The following is an 18,142-nucleotide window of genomic DNA, read 5'->3' as shown; positions in this document are numbered from 1 at the left end:
AGGCGGCTGCGCGATTCCTTAAATGGAGGCCTTTTATGCCTCCGAAAAGATGCGCGGCGCGGCAGCGCCCGCCGGTTAATATTGCTGGAAGTCGGAAAAAATGGCGTTTGGACGTGCCGTGCGGCTGTTGATGCCGGTGCCGCGGGCAACCATCTGCTCGTTCGCGGCAAAACCGAAGCGGCTATAGCCGTGAGTGGAACGAATCTGGTCGCCGGCGAGACGAAGGGTTTCAAACCCGCAATGGATAGGACGAAATCGTTTGTTCATGGCCTTGGTTCCTGTAATTCCTCCCAAGACACGGCTTTATATTGCAGTGCAACATCGATTCTGCAATGCATCGTGACGCGATGCAGCCATGCGAAATACGCATGGATCATTTTATCAATGGTTCACTTCGACTAATTTCTAAGCAAAGAGAGCGAGTTAAGTTTCGCTTGAAAGATCAGCAGGTCGTTCCAGGCCAACCGTTTGTTGACAGGTGCGGTTAACAGATCCTGAGGATGCAGGCTGGCGATGGCGGGAATGACGCGCTCGGCGACGGCAATTTCCCTCCAGCGGCCACGCAAGCCGTGAATCGTATCGTTTTCTCCGAAGAAGAACCGCGCCGCGAAATTGCCGAGCAGCAGGATCGCCTGCGGCTCGGCGAGCGCAATCTGCCGCTCGATGAAGGGTCGGCAGATATCCATTTCGGCCGGCGACGCCGCGCGGTTGCCGGGCGGCCGCCAGGGAATGACCTGCGTCAGCAGGACGCTGGCACGGCTAAGTCCGATCGCCGCCAGCATTTTGTCGAACAACTGGCCGGATTTTCCCGAGAAGGGCGTACCTTCACGATCGTCTTCGGCGCCCGGCGCCGAGCCGATCACCATGATGCCGCTGCCGGGGTCGCCGCTGGCAAAGATGGTCGAGCGGGCGCTGTGCTTGAGATTGCAGCCGTTGAAGGATTCGATTGCGGTCTTCAGCTCGCTGAGCGACCGCGCGGCTTCGGCGACGAAACGCGCCTGCTGCACGGCCTCGCCGTCCGGGATTGCCGGCTGCGGCCCGGCGGCCGGGGTCGGACGTGCTGCTGCACTCGGACGAGGCGATATCTGGCGCTGCCCAGGCGACGGACGTTGCTCAGCGGGAGATGATTCCTGCTGCGTCTGCGCGGCCGGACGGCGCGCAGCCTTCATCGCCTCGAATTCGGCGAAGCGGTCGACCGCCTCTTCTTCCAGCAGCCATTCCACACCGGCATCCGCATGGAAATGCAGAAGTGCTGCAAGCTCGGCGGGGGAAAGGTCGTTGGCGGAGATCATACGGCAAATCTAGCGAAGAGATCGTGGCATTGAAAGGGCGGGCGGCACATTGGCCGCGCTTGCCCGCTTTATTGCACAGTCCATTGCGCGATGTCGTCGCGTTCGCCGATCAGCGCCAGACCATGGGCGATCGACAGCAGTTCGCCACCGCTTTCGATCCGGTCGCGCTCGAAGCGCTCGGTGAAGATGCGGCGCACGGCCGGCACGAAGGAGGTGCCGCCGGTCAGGAACACCTTGTCGATGTCAGCAGGCTTCGTCTCGGTCTTGACAAGCACCTCGTCGAGGGCGCCTTCGATGCGGGCGAGATCCTCGGCGATCCAGCTTTCGAAGTCGCGGCGCTTGATGCTGCGCTGTCCGCCGCGGCCAAGCGGCGCGAATTCGAAAGGCGCCTCGTCGGCAGCCGAGAGCGCCATCTTCGTCGCCGACACCGCCTGGTAGAGCGGATAGCCTTCGTCATGATCGATGAGGTCGATGAAGATTTCGAGCTTTTCCGGCTCAAGGCTGGTGCGCACCAGTTTCTTCAGATCCTCGAATTCCCGCGTGGTCTTGAAGATCGACAGCTGATTCCAGCGGCCGAAGCTGGAATAGTAGTTGGACGGCACTTCGAGAATCTTGTCGAAGCTCTTGAAATGGCTTCCCTTCCCGATCAGCGGCGCGACGATATTGTCGATCATCCGATAGTCGAAATGATCGCCGGCGACGCCGACGCCGGAATGGCCGATCGGCGTTGCCGTCAGCCTGCCGGCGACGCTTTCGAAGCGGATCAGCGAATAGTCGGTCGTGCCGCCGCCGAAATCGGCAACCAGCACCGTCGCATCCTGCTTCAGGTTCTGAGCGAAATAGAAGGCGGCGGCGACCGGCTCGTAGACATAGTGGATTTCGGGAAAGCCGAAGCGCGACAGCGCCTCGTTATAGCGTTCGGTCGCGAGCGCCGGATCGGGGCTGGCGCCGGCGAAATGAACCGGCCGGCCGGTGACGATGCGGCTGACATCCGAGGGCCAGCTGTCGCCGGCATAGTTGCGCAGGCGCCGCACGAAGATCTCCATCAGGTCCTCGAAATTGTGCCGCTTGGCGAAGATCAGCGTGCCCTGGAACAGTGCGCTTGCCGCAAAGGTTTTGATCGACTGCAGGAACCGGCATTCGCCGGGATTGTCGATGAATTGCCGGATCGCCGCATGGCCCGCCTCCACTTTCAGCGCCGAGGCGCCGAGCTGGGCGTCCTTCATGAAGGAGAGTGCCGTCCGCATGCTGTCGGCCGTCCCGGCCGCGCTTGTGAACGTCATCGAACCCGTTGTCCCGCCATCCGCCATGGCGAGAACCGTATTCGTCGTGCCGAAGTCGAAACCCAGCGCCTGAGCCATGCCCGCACCTCTTCATGCCGATTGTTGCTGGAGACGGAGCAGCACTCCGCAAAGGCGTAAGGACGCCCGGATCAAGGAGGGCGGTTGATGCCACAGGGGCGTGACACATTCAAGTGGATTTGAAGATCGAGACCCGTTGCCGCGCCCGCTTCTTCGCCGCTCGGAGGGCAAGAAGCGGACAGGCAAGGCCCGGTATCGTCAGAACGCCTTACTCGGCGGCCAGCGCCCTTGTCTCCTGCAGCACCGGCTCCTCGACCTTCTTCTGGTCCATCAGCCGGCCGAGGAAATGGCCGAATCGGTCCATCTCGACGAAGATGACTGGGGTGATGAACAGCGTCAGCAACTGAGACACGACGAGGCCGCCGACGACGGCTATGCCGAGCGGCTGGCGCAGCTCCGAGCTGGCGCCGGTGCCGAGTGCGATCGGCAGCGCGCCGAGCAGGGCGCAGAAGGTCGTCATCATGATCGGTCGGAAGCGTCGCACACAGGCCTCGTGGATCGCCGACGTCGCCTTTTCGCCGGTCGTGCGCATGGTCTCCACCGCCACATCGATCATCATGATCGCGTTCTTCTTAACGATGCCGATCAGCATCAGCAGCCCGATGAGGGCAATGATCGACAGGTCGAAGCCCACGATCTTCAAGGCGAGCAGCGCACCGAAGGCAGCCGCGGGCAAGCCGGACAGAATGGTGAGCGGATGGATGAAGCTTTCATAGAGCACGCCGAGCACGACATAGATGGTCAGCACCGCCGCCAGGATCAGATAGGGCGTATTGCCCTGCGACTGTTCGAAGATCTCGGCCGTGCCGCCATAGGAGGTGAAGACATCGGCCGGCAGGCTGATCTCCTTCTTGATCTGGTCGATCGCTGCCGTCGCGTCGCTGAGCGAAACGCCTTCCGGCAGGTTGAAGGAAACGGTGGTCGAGACAAGCTGGCCCGTCTGGTTGATCGTCACGGGGCCGGTGGTGCGCTGCACGTGCGCGAAGTTCGAAAGCGGCACCAGACTGCCATTGGACGAGGCGACGCGAATCTCCGACAGCTTCTGGTCGTCCCAGGGTTTGCTGGTGTCGTATTCGACGATGACGTCGTAGCTGTCGCCGGTCGACTGGATCTCCGCCGCCGTATATCCGCTGAAGGATTCCTGCAGTGTCGTGCGCAGCGTATCGTTGTCGATCCCATAGGCGGCCGCCCGCTCACTATCGATGACGATATTGGCTAGCAGGGCGTTGTTCTGGGCATCCGACGTCACATCGGTGAACAGCCCGCGGTCACCACGCATCGCCGCCTGGATCTTGCCGGCCCAGAGGTTGGTCTGGTCGGCGCTCAGCGCCTGGATGACCAGCTGATATTGGCTTGCGGTCTGGCGGCCGCCGAAGCGCAGGCTCTGGTTCGGCGTCACGAAGGCCTGCAATCCGGGGATCTTGTTGATCGCGGTGCGCAGCTCACGCAACGTCTGATCAAGCGGCGGGCGCTCCTTCTTGTCCTTAAGTTCGACGAACATCGAGCCATTGTTCTGCGGTTTGTTCGGATTGCCGCCGATCGTCGACATGACATGGTTGACGGCCGGGTTCGCCTTGACGGCGGCAGCCGCCTGCTGCTGCAGCGCCTCCATGGCGGAATAGGAAATGTCCTGCCGAGCCTGCGTGCTGATCGTCAGCCGGCCGATATCCTCCTGCGGGAAGAAGCTCGTTGGCAGCGTCATGAAGAAATAGACCGTCAGAGCCACCGAGCCCAGGAACACGCCGAGAATCGTGACACGATGGCGAAGACACCAGGCCACCGACCTGTCGTAGCCGCGGAGTGTCCGCTCGAAACCGGCATCGAAAATGCGGATCAAAAGCGGCGGCCGGCTGTGATTGTTGGAGAGGCGCGAGCCGAGCATCGGCGTCACGGTCAGAGAAACGATGGCCGACGAGATGATGGCGATAGCGACCACCATGCCGAACTCGTTGAACACACGGCCGACGACACCGCCCATCAGGAGGATCGGGATGAAGACCGCGATCAGTGAAACCGACATGGAAATGATCGTGTAGCTGACTTCGCCGGCACCCTTGATCGCCGCCTCCCGCACCGGCATGCCTTCCTCGACATGGCGCAGGATATTCTCGAGCATGACGATCGCGTCGTCCACCACGAGCCCCACCGCCAGTGTCAGCCCGAGCAGCGAAATATTGTCGATGCTGTAGCCGAGCACATACATCATGCCGAAGGTCGCAATCAGCGACAGCGGAACGGCAAGCCCCGGGATGATCGTTGCCGTCGCATGGCCGGTGAAGAGGTAGATGACCAGAACGACGAGGCCGATCGTCAGGAAGAGTGTGAACTTGACGTCGGCGATGGCGGCGCGAATGGGTTTTGCGGCGTCGTTCATGACCACGGTCGTCACCGAAGACGGAATTTCGGCGTGCAGTTGTGGCAGCTTGGCGTTGATCGCATCGACGACATCGACCGTATTGGCGTCCGGTTGGCGCTGGATGGCGAGGATGATGCCGCGCTGGCCGTCATACCAGCTGCCGGTATACTGGTTCTCGACGCCGTCCTGTACATCAGCGACATCGCCGAGATGGATCGGCGCGCCGTTCGGATTGGCGATGACGAGCGAGCGGAATTGGTCGGCATTGGTGCGCTGCGTATTCGCGGTGATGGTCATGCTCTGTGAATTGTTCTGCAGCGTCCCCACGGGTTGCTGGCTGTTGGCGGCAGAAAGCGCTTTGTTGACGGTATCGATGCCGATGCCGCGTGTGAGCAGCTTGTTGGGATCGACCTCGACTCGTACAGCATAGGTCTGCGCACCATAGACGCTGACCTGGGCAACGCCGGGCAGCGTCGAAAGCGATGGCGAGATGATGTCCTCGGCGATCTCGTCGAGCTTGCTGCGCGGCATGGTGTTGCTCTGCACGGAGAGCAGCATCACAGGCGCATCGGCCGGGTTGGTCTTGCGATAGCTCGGTGGTGTCGTCAGGTTGTCGGGCAGCTGCCGCGTCGCGTGTGAGATCGCCGCCTGCACATCGGCAGCAGCCGCATCGATATCGCGATTGAGATCAAACTGCAGCACGATGCTGGTGCTGCCGAGCGAGCTCGAGGCGCTGATTTCGCTGATCCCGGGAATTGTCTCGAACTGCTTGATCAGCGGCGTGGCAACCGAGGTCGCCATGGTCTGCGGCGAAGCACCGCTCAGCTGCGCCGAAACGTTGATCGTCGGAAAATCAACCTGCGGCAGGGCTGCAACCGGCACGAGCCGGTAGCCGGCAAGACCGGCCAGAATGACGCCGATGGCAAGCAGCGTCGTTGCGACGGGGCGCTGGATACAGAAATTCGGGATCATTGCTGAGCTCCCACCGCGATCGTCTCGGACTGCCGCAGTTGCCGAGGCTCTTCGGCAGACGCGACGTCAAGCGTCTTGTCGTCGAACTGCTCGTTGATTGCCTGCTGGTCGCTGAGCTGGCCCTGGCCTTCGATGACGACATGGTCGCCCGGCTGAAGACCCGATTCGATAGCGGTGAAGCCGCCATTGGCGCGGGCGACGGTGACCGGCGTCAGATGCGATTTGCCGTCCTTGGCGACGAAGGCGAAGAACCCGTCTGGGCCGGGGCTGACGGCAACCGTCGGCACCACCACCTGCTGTTCGTCGTTGTTGAAATGCACGACGATATTGACCGATTGGCCGGGCCACAGCGCACCGGAGGCATTCTCCAATTTCGCCTTGGCCAAGATCGTGCCCGAGGCCGTGTCGACCGTGTTGTCGTAGAAGCTGACCTCGCCCTTGCGCACCTGCCCCTTGGAGGAAGCGGGAACCGTGCTGACCTCTACCGGGCCGGCTGCCAGCGCTTTCTTCAGGACGCGCAGATAGCGCTCCTGCAGGTGAAATTTCACATAGATCGGATCAAATTTCGCGATGGTGACGATTGCCGACCCGGCATTGAGGAAGGCGCCCTTGCTGACGGCAATATCGCCGAGCCGGCCGTCGAAGGGCGCCCGGATATCCGTATTCTCGAGGGTGATTTGATCCGAGGCCAGGGTGGCCTTGTCAGCCTCGACTGTGGCCGCGGCGGTGTCGCGGGCAGCTCTTGCCTGGTCGAGGCTCTGCTGGGTGCCCGCCTTCTGGTCGAACAGGTCCTGTGCGCGGACCAGGGCGGTCTCGGCTTCCGAAAGCGTTGCCGTATCCCGGACGATCATCGCATTGTCCTTGTCGACCGCCGCCTTGGCCGTCCGGTCGTCGAGCTTGGCGATAAGGTCGCCGGCTTTGACGGTGGCTCCATCCTGCGCATTGATGCTGACGACCAGGCCCTGTTCCTGTGCGGCCATGGTCGTATTGTCGTCGGCATCGGCCCAGCCGGACGCGGTGACATCCGTCGGCAGCGTCGTTTTCACCGCAGCGACTGTTTTGACGACGGTCGGACCACCACCTCCACGTCTGCGTCCGCCACCCTGGTGTTGCCCGCCATTCCCGGCCTGGTCGGTCGGCGCCTGATTGGCCTGCGTCTGATCGCCCTGTGCCTGCCTGCCGCCGCCATTGCCGCCGACCGGCTGCTTGATGAGCTGCGAAAGGTAGGGAATGTGCGCGGCATAAGGGACGAGATTCCCGAATTGCCAAACGCCGACCGCGGCGATCGCGACAAAGCTGACGGTGATCCAAAATTTCTTCATGGGTGAGACCGGGGTTTGAGCACGGGTGCAAATTTATGCTTTGATTGAGCCGCTTATATTGCGGCGCAAAAAAGACATAATTCCCGTGTCGCGATCACTAAGTGGTTATAATGGCTTAAATTTTTGTAATGAATATTCCGTAATATTCAGGTTATACTAATATATGTGAAGTGCAAATTGGCGCGGGCTCGAAGGCTGCAATCCGGCGGTTCGCAACAGCTCGGTGCCACTCCCCACGCGCGAAAGATGGGGAAACAGAGAAGGCAGCTCGTCATGACTGAATTGGATGCCAGCGAATTTCGCTCTGTCGTCACAAGCGTATTTCCCGAACTGACCGGCTCCGTCTTCAAGCTGGCGGCAAAGGACTGGGATTCGATCGCGATCGACGTCGACGACACGCTGATCTTCAAGTTTCCCCGCCATATAGGCGCCGAAAGAGCGCTTGTGAAAGAAGCCGCTTTGCTCGATGTCGTCCGACCGTCGCTGTCGATGGCGGTTCCCGACATGCGCATTCACGACGGGCCGCCGATCTTCTCCAGCCACGCCAAGCTCGAGGGTGAACACCTTATTGCCGAAGACTACGATGCGCTTCGGGAGGGCGACCGTCAGCGGCTCGCGGATGACCTCGCGCGATTTTACGCCGAGCTGCACGCGCTCGATGCCGATCTTCTACGGGCGGCCGGCGCCGGAGCGATCCAGCCATGGCAATCGCCGGAGGCGGTTCGGACGAAGGCTTTGCCGCTGCTGCCGCCCGATATCAAGGGCTTTGCGGAGAGAGTTGTTTCGGATTTCGAAGCCTTGCCGCCGGATCCCTTCGGCAGCGTCTTTGGTTTCTTCGATGGTCACGGCTGGAATATGGCATTCGATCACGGGCACGGTAAGCTCAACGGCATTTACGATTTCGCCGATTCAGGTTTCGGTCCGTTGCACCAGGAGTTCATCTATTCGAACTTCATCTCGCCCGATCTGACCGCGCGCATCGTCTCTGGCTATGAAATGCTGACCGGACGCAGGCTCGACCGGCGGCGCATTGCGGTCCTGACGGGTTTCCATCGGCTTTCCGAACTCGCGGAACTTGCCGACGATCCAGCCAATGTCGAACAGATGATCCGGAACGCGGCGACCTGGGCCGCCGTGGCGGCCCGTGCGGCCTGAGCGGCTCTAGACGGACCGTGCGGCGCCGCCGTCGCAGCGGATGAGCGAGCCGGTAATGTAGCTTGCCGGCTGGCTGCACAGGAAGGCGGCCGTTGCGGCAAATTCCTCGACCCTGCCGTAGCGGCCGACAGGAATGCGCGCCTCCTTGTCGGCCCGGATTTCCTCGAGGCTTTTGCCCGTCCGCTTTGCCGCGGCGCCGTCGAGGTCGTCGAGCCGCCTGGTCAGGATGCTGCCCGGCAGAAGCAAGTTGGTGGTGATGCCGAAGCTCGCCACTTCGGAGGCAAGCGTCTTGCTCCAGCCGGCAAGCGCCGGGCGCAGCGTGTTCGACAGCGCCAGGTTGGCGATCGGTTCGATCACGCCTGATGAGGCGACCGTCAGGATGCGGCCCCAGCCTTGCGCCTTCATGTCAGGCAGCAGCGCATTGGTGAGCGTGATCACCCGGGCGACCATGGAGAGGAAATAGGTTTCGAGCTTTTCGGCCGTCATCTCCTCCGTCGTGCCGGGCGTTGGCCCGCCGGTATTGTTGACGAGGATGTCGATGCCGCCGAACTTCTCCTTCACTGCCGTCGTTGCCGTCTCTACGAAGCGCTCATCGCCAAGATCGGCCCAGATCCAGTCGGCCCGGCCATTGCCTTCGCTGTTGATCGCCGCGCAATTGGCCTCCAGCTGTTCGCCGCTGCGTCCGCACAGCAGCACGTTTGCGCCTTCGCGCGCGAGTGCTGTGGCGATGCCGAGGCCAAGCCCGCGCGAGGAGGCAAGAACGAGCGCCCGTTTGCCCTTGATACCGAGATCCATGATTTCCTCCGATGTCTTCGAGGGGTGTATAAGGCGCGGACGACAAAAAAGGAAAGGGACGACTGTGGTCTCGCGGGTTTCACAATTGACGTTAACGTAAGCGGTACCGTAAGTCTCGCATCGGCTGGAATGTCTTTGTGCGAATTGAGGATTGGCTGTCGCATCCCGGCTCGACAATGCTTCGCGGTTTTGACAAGACAGTGGCCATGGGATGATGGCCACTGGCCAAGCGGAGACGAATGAATGACCGAGACGACTGAGCTGCCCGAACGCGAGAGCATGGAATTCGACGTTGTGATCGTCGGCGCCGGTCCAGCCGGTCTGGCGGCGGCGATCCGGCTGAAGCAGGTCAATCCGGAACTGTCCGTCGTGGTGCTGGAGAAGGGGGCCGAGGTCGGCGCCCATATCCTCTCCGGCGCCGTCGTCGATCCCATTGGCATCGACCGGCTGCTGCCCGGCTGGCGCAAGCAGGAAGGCCATCCCTTCAAGACCGAGGTGACCGCCGACCACTTCCTGGTCCTCGGCCCCGCCGGCTCGATCCGTCTGCCGAACATCCTGATGCCGCCCTTGATGAACAATCACGGCAACTACATCGTCTCACTCGGCAATGTCTGTCGCTGGCTGGCTGGCAAAGCAGAAGAACTCGGCGTCGAGATCTATCCGGGCTTTGCCGCCGTCGAAGTGCTGTACGATGACAAAGGCGCGGTGATCGGCGTTGCCACCGGCGACATGGGCATCGAGAAGAATGGCGAGCCTGGTCCCAACTACACCCGCGGCATGGAGCTGCGCGGCAAATATACGCTGATCGGCGAAGGCGTGCGTGGTTCGCTCGCCAAGCAGCTGATCGCCAAGTTCGACCTGCAGAAGGACCGCGAGCCGCAGAAATTCGGCATCGGCATCAAGGAGCTCTGGCAGGTCAAGCCGGAGAATCACAAGCCCGGTCTGGTGCAGCACTCCTTCGGCTGGCCGCTTGGCATGAAAACCGGCGGCGGCTCCTTCCTCTATCATCTCGAAGACAATCTGGTGGCCGTCGGCTTCGTCGTCCACCTGAACTACAAGAACCCCTATCTCTATCCCTTCGAGGAGTTCCAGCGCTTCAAGACCCATCCGGCGATCCGATCCACCTTCGAGGGCGGCAAGCGGCTGTCCTATGGGGCGCGTGCGATCACCGAGGGCGGCTATCAGTCGGTGCCTAAGCTTTCCTTCCCCGGCGGCGCGCTGATCGGCTGTTCGGCCGGTCTCGTCAACGTGCCGCGCATCAAGGGCAGCCACAATGCGGTGCTGTCGGGCATGCTGGCGGCCGAGAAGATAGCCGCGGCGATTGTATCAGGCCGCAGCCATGACGAAGTGGTCGAGATCGAGAATGAATGGCGCGCCACAGACATTGGCCGCGACCTGAAGCTGGTGCGCAACGTCAAGCCGCTGTGGTCGAAGTTCGGCACGGCCGTCGGCGTCGCGCTCGGCGGCCTCGACATGTGGGTGAACACGCTGTTCGGCTTCTCCTTCTTCGGCACCCTTGGTCACGGCAAGACCGATGCGCAGAGCCTGGAGCCGGCCGCCAACCACAAACCGATCGCCTATCCGAAACCGGATGGCGTTCTGACCTTCGACCGCCTGTCCTCAGTGTTCCTGTCGAACACCAATCACGAGGAAGACCAGCCGGTGCATCTGCAGGTCAAGGACATGGCGCTGCAGAAGAGCTCCGAGCTCGGCATCTATGCCGGCCCGTCGACGCGCTACTGTCCGGCCGGCGTCTACGAATGGGTGGAGAAGGATGGCGACAAGACCTTCGTTATCAACGCCCAGAACTGCGTGCACTGCAAGACTTGCGACATCAAGGACCCGAACCAAAACATCAACTGGGTGCCGCCGCAGGGCGGCGAGGGGCCGGTCTATCCGAATATGTGAGGTGCATCGCCGACATCGGCGGTGATTTCGACCGCTGACGTCTTCGTGATCGCCTTTCGCCGGCTGCCGTTAGCCGTTCGTTAACCATAAATTCCTTAGCTTGCGACATGTTGTTGACGCACTAAGGACACATTCATGACGATCTCCCGCCGGGGCTTTCTGATCGCTCTGCCGCTTTTTGTCGCCGGCTGCTCCTCGACCGGCCTCAATAGCCAGACGAATTATGCAGCACTTCCGGATGAAAAGTTTCCGCTGAGGCAGGTGCCGATCGATAAGATCAAGCCGGAACTTCGCCGCCAGGAAGTCGCCTATGAAACCACACATGCGCCGGGCACGATCGTCATCGACACGCCGGCGCGTCGCGCCTACTACGTCCTCGGTGACGGCAGGGCGATGCGATATGGCGTCGGTGTTGGCCGCGAGGGACTGGCATTTGCCGGCAACGCCTATATCGGGCGCAAGGCCGAGTGGCCGAACTGGACGCCGACGGAAAACATGCAGCGCCGCGAAGAGCGCTACCGCAAGCTTGCCGGCGGCATGCCGGGCGGTCCGAACAATCCGCTCGGCGCGCGGGCGATGTATCTCTATCGCGGCGGCAACGACACGCATTTCCGCATTCACGGTACGAACCAGCCGGAATCGATCGGTCTCGCAATGTCGAGCGGCTGTATTCGCATGATGAACCACGATGTCATCGATCTCTATGGTCGCGTCGAGGTCGGTGCGAGGGTCGTCGTCATCCAGGCCTGAGCGATCGAGAACACACTGAAAAGCCGCGGCAGCGATGGCTGCCGGCGGCTTGATATTGTCGATTGTGGCTGATGGTCAGCGTCGTGCAGCGATACCGGTTGAAAGCGCGACGCCGATGCCGGTGATCACTGCTGCACTGATTTCGGCAAGACCAATCGTTTCACCAAGGAGGAGACCGCCGCCGACAGTCGCAAGAACAGGCGTCAATGCCGTAAAGGCGGCGGCCTGCGTTCCGCCGAGGATGCGGACCGCCGTGCCATAGGCGACCATGGCGACGAGGCCGGAGAGAATGCCCTGGCTCAGCACCTGCAGGCCGATCTCGGCAAGCGGGGCCTGCGGCAGCGAGATGCCGAAGACGAGGGCGAGCCCGGCCATGATCAGGAAAGACCAGACGGCGATCAGCGCGCTTGCCTGAATGGCTGTCAGACCTGAGCGGCGGAAGGCATGGGTATAGCTTGCCCACAGCACGGCGCCGGCCGGCAGCAGCACGAAGCTCGTCCAGGGCAGGGAGGCGTCGGCAAGACTGCGGGTCAGCAGGATCATCACGCCTCCGACGATTGCCGCCAGCCCGGCAATGCGTGTGGCATCCGGCCGCTCCCGAAACAACAGAATGCCGATCAATGCGGTGGCAAGCGGCATGGAGCCGCCGAGCAGGATGCCGGAGGCGGCGGCCGGTGTGGAGTGGATGGCAAGCGTCGTGACCAGAAAGAAGATCGCGCCGCAGCCCGCGACCATGATCGCCAGCAGATAGAGCGGCACGCCTTTCGGCAGCAGACCGATGCGAAGCCAGACGGGCGAAAGCGCGAGCGCCGGAATGCCGAAGCGGATGAGGCCGATATCGACGGAGCCGAGTGACGTCGCCGCGCTGTGGCGGGTCGCCAGAAACCAGGTCGCCCAGATCAGCACGGTGATGGTGCCGGCGGCATAACCGAGGCTCTGCGATGGTGACTTGTCGTTCGAAAATGCGATCGTGCTCATCGTCCTAATCCTTTGCTCCGTCCGGATCTTGTCCGGTTGAGAAAGAGATTAGCGCCGGAGGCTGGGGCATGTCTTTGCTATCTGTGGCTTGAAAATCGTGCTATACGCAATCTTCTGCCAAATGATGCCGATGGATCTCTGGAAAATGCCAAATCTCGATAAATTCGATATTGCCATCCTGAAATGCCTGCAGGAGGATGCGCGCGCCACCAATGTCGAGATCGCCGAGAAAGTGAACCTCTCGCCGTCGCCCTGCCTGCGCCGCATCCGCAATCTCGAACGCTCCGGTATCATCCGCGGCTACACGGCCGATATCGACCGCAAGGAGGTCGGTCTCGGCCTGACGGTCTTCGTCGAATTTAAGGTGGTGCATCACAGTCGCGAAAATTCCGAGGCGCAGCAGAAGGCGCTGCTCGCCATTCCCGAGATCGTCTCCTGCTTTCTGATCTCAGGTACGGCCGACTTCCTAGCGGAAGTGGTGGTGGAGGATCTCGCCGCCTATGAACGGCTGCTGACGGAGACGCTGCTGACCTTGCCGAACGTCAGCGACATCCGCTCGAACTTCGCCATCCGCAGCATAAAGACGCATGGGCCGCTGAAGCTGCCTGAGGGAAGGTGATTTTCCAAAGGTTTTTCTTGGATAGGGCGTGGAGCCCACACCTCATCCGCCTGCCGGCACCTTCTCCTCGTAAACGGGGCGAAGAGAGTATCGCCGCAACCTCTTCTTTCTCACCAATCTCTCGCAAGGCAGGTCCCCTCTCCCCGCGTGCGGGGAGAGGGCCAGGGTGAGGGGCACATCTAGCCGGTTGCGCATGCGCTACAGCAGCGTCCCGCTGAGGATGAGCAGCGCAACCGAGAAGTAGATGACGAGGCCGGTGACGTCGACCAGCGTGGCGACAAAGGGCGCAGAGGCGCTGGCCGGATCGAGTCGGAGTTTCTGCAGCATGAATGGCAGCATCGAACCGCAGATCGAGCCGAAGGTGACGATTCCGATCAGCGCGGCAAACACCGTGACGGCGACCATCGGCCAGTGCGGACCGTAATTGTAGAGCCCCGCCGATTGCCAGAAGACGATGCGGACGAAGCCGACGAGGCCGAGGATCGCGCCGAGCACGATGCCGGTCGGCAGTTCGCGCAACAGCACCTTCCACCAGTCCGAAAGCTTCAATTCGCCGAGCGCCAGCGCCCTTATGATCAGCGAAGTGGCCTGGGAACCCGAATTGCCGCCCGAGCTCATGATCAGCGGGATGAACAGCGTCAGCACCACGGCCTTTTCGAGCTCGCCTTCGAAATGCTGCATGGCGCTTGCTGTCAGCATCTCGCCGAGGAAGAGGGCGGCGAGCCAGCCGGCGCGCTTGCGGATCATGCCGGCGAAGCCGATCTTCATATAGGGCTGGCCGAGCGCCTCCATGCCGCCGAACTTCTGGGCGGCTTCCGTCGTGTCTGCGATCATCGTGTCGATCACATCGTCAACGGTGACGATGCCGAGCACCTGCCCTTGTTCGTCGATGACAGGCAGGGCGAGCAGATCGTGCTTGCGGATCAGCCGGGCGACGTCCTCCTGCTTCATCAGCGGATCGGCCGAAACCGGCGCGCCCTTCTGAGCCACGGAGAGGATGGATGCATCCGGCTCGCCGGTGATGAGGCGGCGCAGCGTCACCACATGCTGGAGCGCATGGCTCAACTCATCGAGCACGTAGATAGCGTAAACCGTCTCGCGTGAGCGTTCGACCTGGCGTACATGGTCGAGCGTCTGGGCAACGGTCCAGCTGTTGGGGACACTGACGAATTCCGTCGTCATGATGCCGCCCGCCGTGCGCGGCGGATAGCCCATCAGGTGCTGGATGGCGACGCGCACCGGCTCGTCGAGGCTGGAGAACAGCCGGGCCCGGGTCTCGCCATCGAGTTCGAGCAGCACGTCGGCGACGCGGTCGTTGGACATGCCGTGCATCAGCCGTGCGGCGTCCTCGGCGCTGATCAGCGCGAGGATCTGGGCGGCGTTGCGAAGCTCCGGCCGGTCGAGCATATTGACAGCATAGTCGAGCGGCATGCCCGACAGCACCCGCCCGGCATCCTGGACGCTGAGCGCATTCATAGCTTCGACGCGTTCGGCGATCGTTGCGCCGCGGCTATTGTTGATGAAGGCGCGGGCGGCATGGCCTGCCCGAAGAGGGAAGCGGTTGATATTCATTGAGGCTCGCCTTTCCGTCGATCCGCCGTAGCGTCCGATCGGGCGAGCCGACAGGAGTCGGTCAGCGCACGAGGGCGGCCGCGTACGGCAAAGGCAATCGACTGTTACTGTCGCTTGGCATCTGAGTGATGGCTCCGTTGAAATGCGCGGAAGATGAATGTCATCCACGTGTCATGCTAGGTGGCTCCGAACGCCGAAAAAGTCAAGCAGGATAAATGCTTAACGCCAGAATGTCGCACCTGTGCGGTGCGGCATTCCGGCGTGTGGTAATGACTTGCGGCTGACGGCTTAAAAATCCTTCGTGCAAGTGCGAATCAGAAGCCTGCAAGCACTGCCTTGCCCTTCATACGGCCGCTTTCCACCATCGCATGTGCCTTCTTCAGATTTGCCGCATTGATCGGACCGACGGTCTCGGTGAGCGTCGTGCGGATCTGTCCGGCGTCGACCAGTTCAGAAATCTTGTTCAGCAGCTTGTGCTGCTCGATCATGTCAGGCGTGCCATAAAGCGGGCGGGTGAACATCAGCTCCCAATGAATGGAGATGGCCTTGCGTTTGAAGGGCACGATGTCGAGTGTCTTGGGATCGTCGATCAGTGCGAAGCGGCCCTGCGGCGCGATGGCTTCCACGACGTCGCCGACGTGAGTGTCGGTATTGGTTGTCGAGAAAACGAATCCCGGCGCGCCGATACCAAGCGCTGCCACCTGAGGCGCGATCGGCCTGGAGTGATCGATGACGTGATGTGCGCCGAGCGCCTTCACCCAATCCTGCGTTTCCGGCCGCGATGCCGTTGCGATCACGGTGAGGTCGGTGAGAGAACGGGCGATTTGGATGGCGATCGAGCCGACCCCGCCTGCGCCGCCGATGATCAGGATGGCGCGTGCCGGGCCCGCAATGGGGTCCTGCACCTTCAGCCGGTCGAACAACGTCTCATAAGCGGTGATCGAGGTCAGCGGCAGGGCGGCTGCGGCCGCGAAATCGAGGCTCCTCGGTTTTTTGCCGACAATGCGCTCGTCGACGAGGTGGAATTCGGCATTGCTGCCCGGACGGCTGATGACGCCGGAGTAGAACACCTCGTCGCCCGGCCTGAACAGCGTGACGTCAGCACCGATGGCCTTGACGACACCGGCGGCATCCCAACCGAGCACCTTCAGTTCGTCGGCAGGTGGCGCGGAATGGGCGCGCACCTTCACATCGACGGGATTGACGGAGACCGCCTTGATCTCGACGAGCAGATCGTGGCCACGAGCTTCCGGCATCGGCAAGTCGACATCGATCAGCGAGGTCTCGGCGGTAATGGGCTGTGGGGTTTTATAAGCGACGGCGCGCATGGGAAACTCCTGTGTTCTTTGCACGGAAGCTAGATGCGCACTATGTTCGAGCAACGCAAGAATGCACAAATTCTGTACGTAGTACCAAAAAGGATACTGTAAATGTCGTTGCCGCGCGCCAAACTCGTCAGGAATTTTCCCGGTTGCCCTGTAGAGGCGACGCTGAGCTACCTCGACGGCAAATGGAAGGGTGTGATCCTCTTTCACCTCATGAAGGGCACGCTGCGCTTCAATGAACTGCGCCGCAAGCTACCGGCCGTGACCCAGCGGATGCTGACGAAGCAGTTGCGCGAACTCGAAGGATCCGGTCTGGTGTCGCGTACCGTCTTCCCGGTGGTGCCGCCGCGTGTTGAGTATGCGATGACGCCGCTAGGCATGACGCTGAAGCCGGTCGTCGATGCGCTTGCCGCCTGGGGCGACGATTATGTCTTCTGCAGCCCGGAAGGACGTGAGTTGCGCATGTCCTCAGGCGGGCTGCACGCGCCGGCTGCGCCTCTCCAGGCGGGCTGAGGCTGCGAAGACGAAGAGGCCAAGGAAGGAGAGTGCTGCGCCGACGTAGCCCGTGGCCGCAAAGCCGTAACCCCAGGCGATGACGAGGCCGCCGAGCCAGGCGCCGATCGCATTGGCGATATTGAAGGCGGAATGGTTGGAAGCGGCCGCCAGCGTCTGCGCATCAGCGGCGACATCCATCAGCCGCGTCTGCAGCGCCGGGCCGGCGGCAAAACCGCAACCGACGAAGAAGACCGAGAGGCCAAGCATATAGGGGTTGGCGGCGGTCAGCGAGAAGGTCGTGAGCACGACGATATTGTAAACGAGCGATCCGCCGATCGTGCCCAGCAGCGACTTGTCGGCGAGCCATGAGCCGATGAAATTGCCGGCATTCATGCCGATGCCGAAGAGCACCAGCATGACCGGAACGGCGCTTGCCGGCAGCATCGCCACCTCGGTCGTCGTCGAGGCGATATAGCTGAACATGGCGAACATGCCGCCATAGCCGACCGCGGCGATGCCGAGCGTCAGCCAGACCTGTGGTCGGCGGAAGGCGCCGAGTTCGCGTGAGAAACTCGCTTCTTCGGAGACCCTGTCCTTCGGAACATAGACCCAGATCAAGGCCACTGTCAGCAGGCCGACGACGCCGACCGACAGGAACGCAACCTGCCAGTCCAGCGATTGGCCGAAAAGCGTCGTCAGCGGCGTGCCGAGGAGCGTTGCGACAGTCAGTCCGAGCATGACGCGTCCGACAGCGCGTGCCCGCCGATGAACCGGCACCATCGAGGCGGCCACAAGTGCGGCGACGCCGAAATAGGCGCCATGCGGCAGGCCGGTGATGAAGCGCAGCACGGTGAACGTCTCAAAGGTCGGCGCCACGGCGCTCGAGATATTGCCGAGGGCAAAGACCAGCATCAGCGACAAAAGTAATGTGCGGCGCGCCATCTTCGCGGCGAGCACGGCGATGACGGGCGCGCCGACGACGACGCCGAGCGCATAGGCGCTGATGACGTATCCCGCCTGCGGCGTCGTCACCGAGAAGGTATCGGCCACATTGGGCAGCAGCCCCATGATTGCGAATTCGCCGGTGCCGATGCCGAAGCCGCCGCAAGCGAGCGCCAGTTGAACCAAAGCCACGGTCGTTGCCGACGGCAACTCGTCAGCAGGCTGGGTACCGATGGAATCGTTGATGGCGATCTCACTCATGGGAGCTCTCTCTGGACGGTTCTGCTCGGCAGGCCACTG

The 18,142-nt window shown here is 62.0% G+C and carries 15 protein-coding genes; 5 read left to right on the top strand and 10 right to left on the bottom strand.

Features of this window, described 5'->3' with window-relative positions; all coding sequences use genetic code 11:
• Window positions 1-75 precede the first annotated feature (75 nt).
• The 5 genes from ACQ7C1_RS07790 to ACQ7C1_RS07770 form a co-directional block, all read right to left on the bottom strand.
• A complete protein-coding gene (locus ACQ7C1_RS07790) occupies window positions 76-267 on the bottom strand; it encodes a hypothetical protein (protein ID WP_097599809.1) in 192 nt (63 codons plus the stop codon).
• 131 nt (window positions 268-398) lie between these two features.
• Window positions 399-1,292, bottom strand: coding sequence for a uracil-DNA glycosylase (locus ACQ7C1_RS07785; RefSeq protein WP_430957861.1), 894 nt, complete (start codon window positions 1,290-1,292; stop codon window positions 399-401).
• A gap of 68 nt (window positions 1,293-1,360) precedes the next feature.
• Entirely contained in the window at window positions 1,361-2,653 is a 1,293-nt protein-coding gene (locus ACQ7C1_RS07780) for an Hsp70 family protein (protein ID WP_183703807.1), read from the bottom strand.
• A 208-nt stretch (window positions 2,654-2,861) separates the two neighbouring features.
• Window positions 2,862-5,981: an efflux RND transporter permease subunit gene (locus tag ACQ7C1_RS07775; RefSeq protein WP_430957860.1), complete on the bottom strand. Its 3,120-nt coding sequence runs from the start codon at window positions 5,979-5,981 to the stop codon at window positions 2,862-2,864.
• Entirely contained in the window at window positions 5,978-7,303 is a 1,326-nt protein-coding gene (locus tag ACQ7C1_RS07770; protein ID WP_430957859.1) for an efflux RND transporter periplasmic adaptor subunit, read from the bottom strand. Before ACQ7C1_RS07770 ends, ACQ7C1_RS07775 begins: the two co-directional genes overlap by 4 nt.
• A 273-nt stretch (window positions 7,304-7,576) precedes the next feature.
• Here ACQ7C1_RS07770 and ACQ7C1_RS07765 point away from each other — a divergent pair, with 273 nt between their 5' ends.
• The gene (locus ACQ7C1_RS07765; RefSeq protein ID WP_183703817.1) at window positions 7,577-8,458 is read left to right on the top strand and encodes a phosphotransferase family protein; all 882 of its coding nucleotides are present in this window, start codon (window positions 7,577-7,579) and stop codon (window positions 8,456-8,458) included.
• A 6-nt stretch (window positions 8,459-8,464) separates the two neighbouring features.
• Here the strand turns inward: ACQ7C1_RS07765 and ACQ7C1_RS07760 are convergent, their stop codons facing one another.
• Window positions 8,465-9,253 (bottom strand): SDR family oxidoreductase, encoded by a 789-nt coding sequence (locus tag ACQ7C1_RS07760; RefSeq protein WP_183703820.1) that lies wholly within the window; start codon window positions 9,251-9,253, stop codon window positions 8,465-8,467.
• Window positions 9,254-9,496: 243 nt separating this feature from the next.
• On the opposite strand from ACQ7C1_RS07760, the gene ACQ7C1_RS07755 reads away from it, so the two are divergent.
• Both ACQ7C1_RS07755 and ACQ7C1_RS07750 read left to right on the top strand, forming a co-directional pair.
• On the top strand, window positions 9,497-11,161 hold the full coding sequence (locus ACQ7C1_RS07755; RefSeq protein ID WP_430957858.1) for an electron transfer flavoprotein-ubiquinone oxidoreductase: 1,665 nt from the start codon (window positions 9,497-9,499) through the stop codon (window positions 11,159-11,161).
• Between the two features lie 135 nt (window positions 11,162-11,296).
• A complete protein-coding gene (locus ACQ7C1_RS07750; RefSeq protein WP_430957857.1) occupies window positions 11,297-11,911 on the top strand; it encodes a L,D-transpeptidase in 615 nt (204 codons plus the stop codon).
• A gap of 75 nt (window positions 11,912-11,986) precedes the next feature.
• Here ACQ7C1_RS07750 and ACQ7C1_RS07745 read toward each other — a convergent pair whose 3' ends face one another.
• Complete coding sequence (locus ACQ7C1_RS07745; protein WP_430957856.1) at window positions 11,987-12,889, bottom strand: DMT family transporter; 903 nt, start codon at window positions 12,887-12,889, stop codon at window positions 11,987-11,989.
• Window positions 12,890-13,034: 145 nt separating this feature from the next.
• Here ACQ7C1_RS07745 and ACQ7C1_RS07740 point away from each other — a divergent pair, with 145 nt between their 5' ends.
• Window positions 13,035-13,508, top strand: coding sequence for an Lrp/AsnC family transcriptional regulator (locus ACQ7C1_RS07740; RefSeq protein ID WP_041678850.1), 474 nt, complete (start codon window positions 13,035-13,037; stop codon window positions 13,506-13,508).
• Window positions 13,509-13,706: 198 nt separating this feature from the next.
• Here the strand turns inward: ACQ7C1_RS07740 and mgtE are convergent, their stop codons facing one another.
• Both mgtE and ACQ7C1_RS07730 read right to left on the bottom strand, forming a co-directional pair.
• The gene (gene mgtE / locus ACQ7C1_RS07735) at window positions 13,707-15,080 is read right to left on the bottom strand and encodes a magnesium transporter (protein WP_097599800.1); all 1,374 of its coding nucleotides are present in this window, start codon (window positions 15,078-15,080) and stop codon (window positions 13,707-13,709) included.
• A 314-nt stretch (window positions 15,081-15,394) separates the two neighbouring features.
• Window positions 15,395-16,408 carry a zinc-binding alcohol dehydrogenase family protein gene (locus ACQ7C1_RS07730; protein ID WP_430957855.1) on the bottom strand — a complete coding sequence of 338 codons (1,014 nt, stop codon included), beginning with the start codon at window positions 16,406-16,408 and terminating at the stop codon, window positions 15,395-15,397.
• 102 nt (window positions 16,409-16,510) lie between these two features.
• Here ACQ7C1_RS07730 and ACQ7C1_RS07725 point away from each other — a divergent pair, with 102 nt between their 5' ends.
• Window positions 16,511-16,918: a winged helix-turn-helix transcriptional regulator gene (locus ACQ7C1_RS07725; RefSeq protein ID WP_097599798.1), complete on the top strand. Its 408-nt coding sequence runs from the start codon at window positions 16,511-16,513 to the stop codon at window positions 16,916-16,918.
• Here the strand turns inward: ACQ7C1_RS07725 and ACQ7C1_RS07720 are convergent.
• Entirely contained in the window at window positions 16,874-18,103 is a 1,230-nt protein-coding gene (locus ACQ7C1_RS07720) for an MFS transporter (RefSeq protein ID WP_430957854.1), read from the bottom strand. The genes ACQ7C1_RS07725 and ACQ7C1_RS07720 overlap by 45 nt on opposite strands.
• Window positions 18,104-18,142: the final 39 nt, after the last annotated feature.

It is taken from the genome of Rhizobium sp. Nf11,1 (assembly GCF_050587665.1).
GTDB lineage: Bacteria > Pseudomonadota > Alphaproteobacteria > Rhizobiales > Rhizobiaceae > Rhizobium.
The sequence above is the reverse complement of the archived record's forward strand: the minus strand, read 5'-3'. Positions and strand labels throughout refer to the sequence as shown.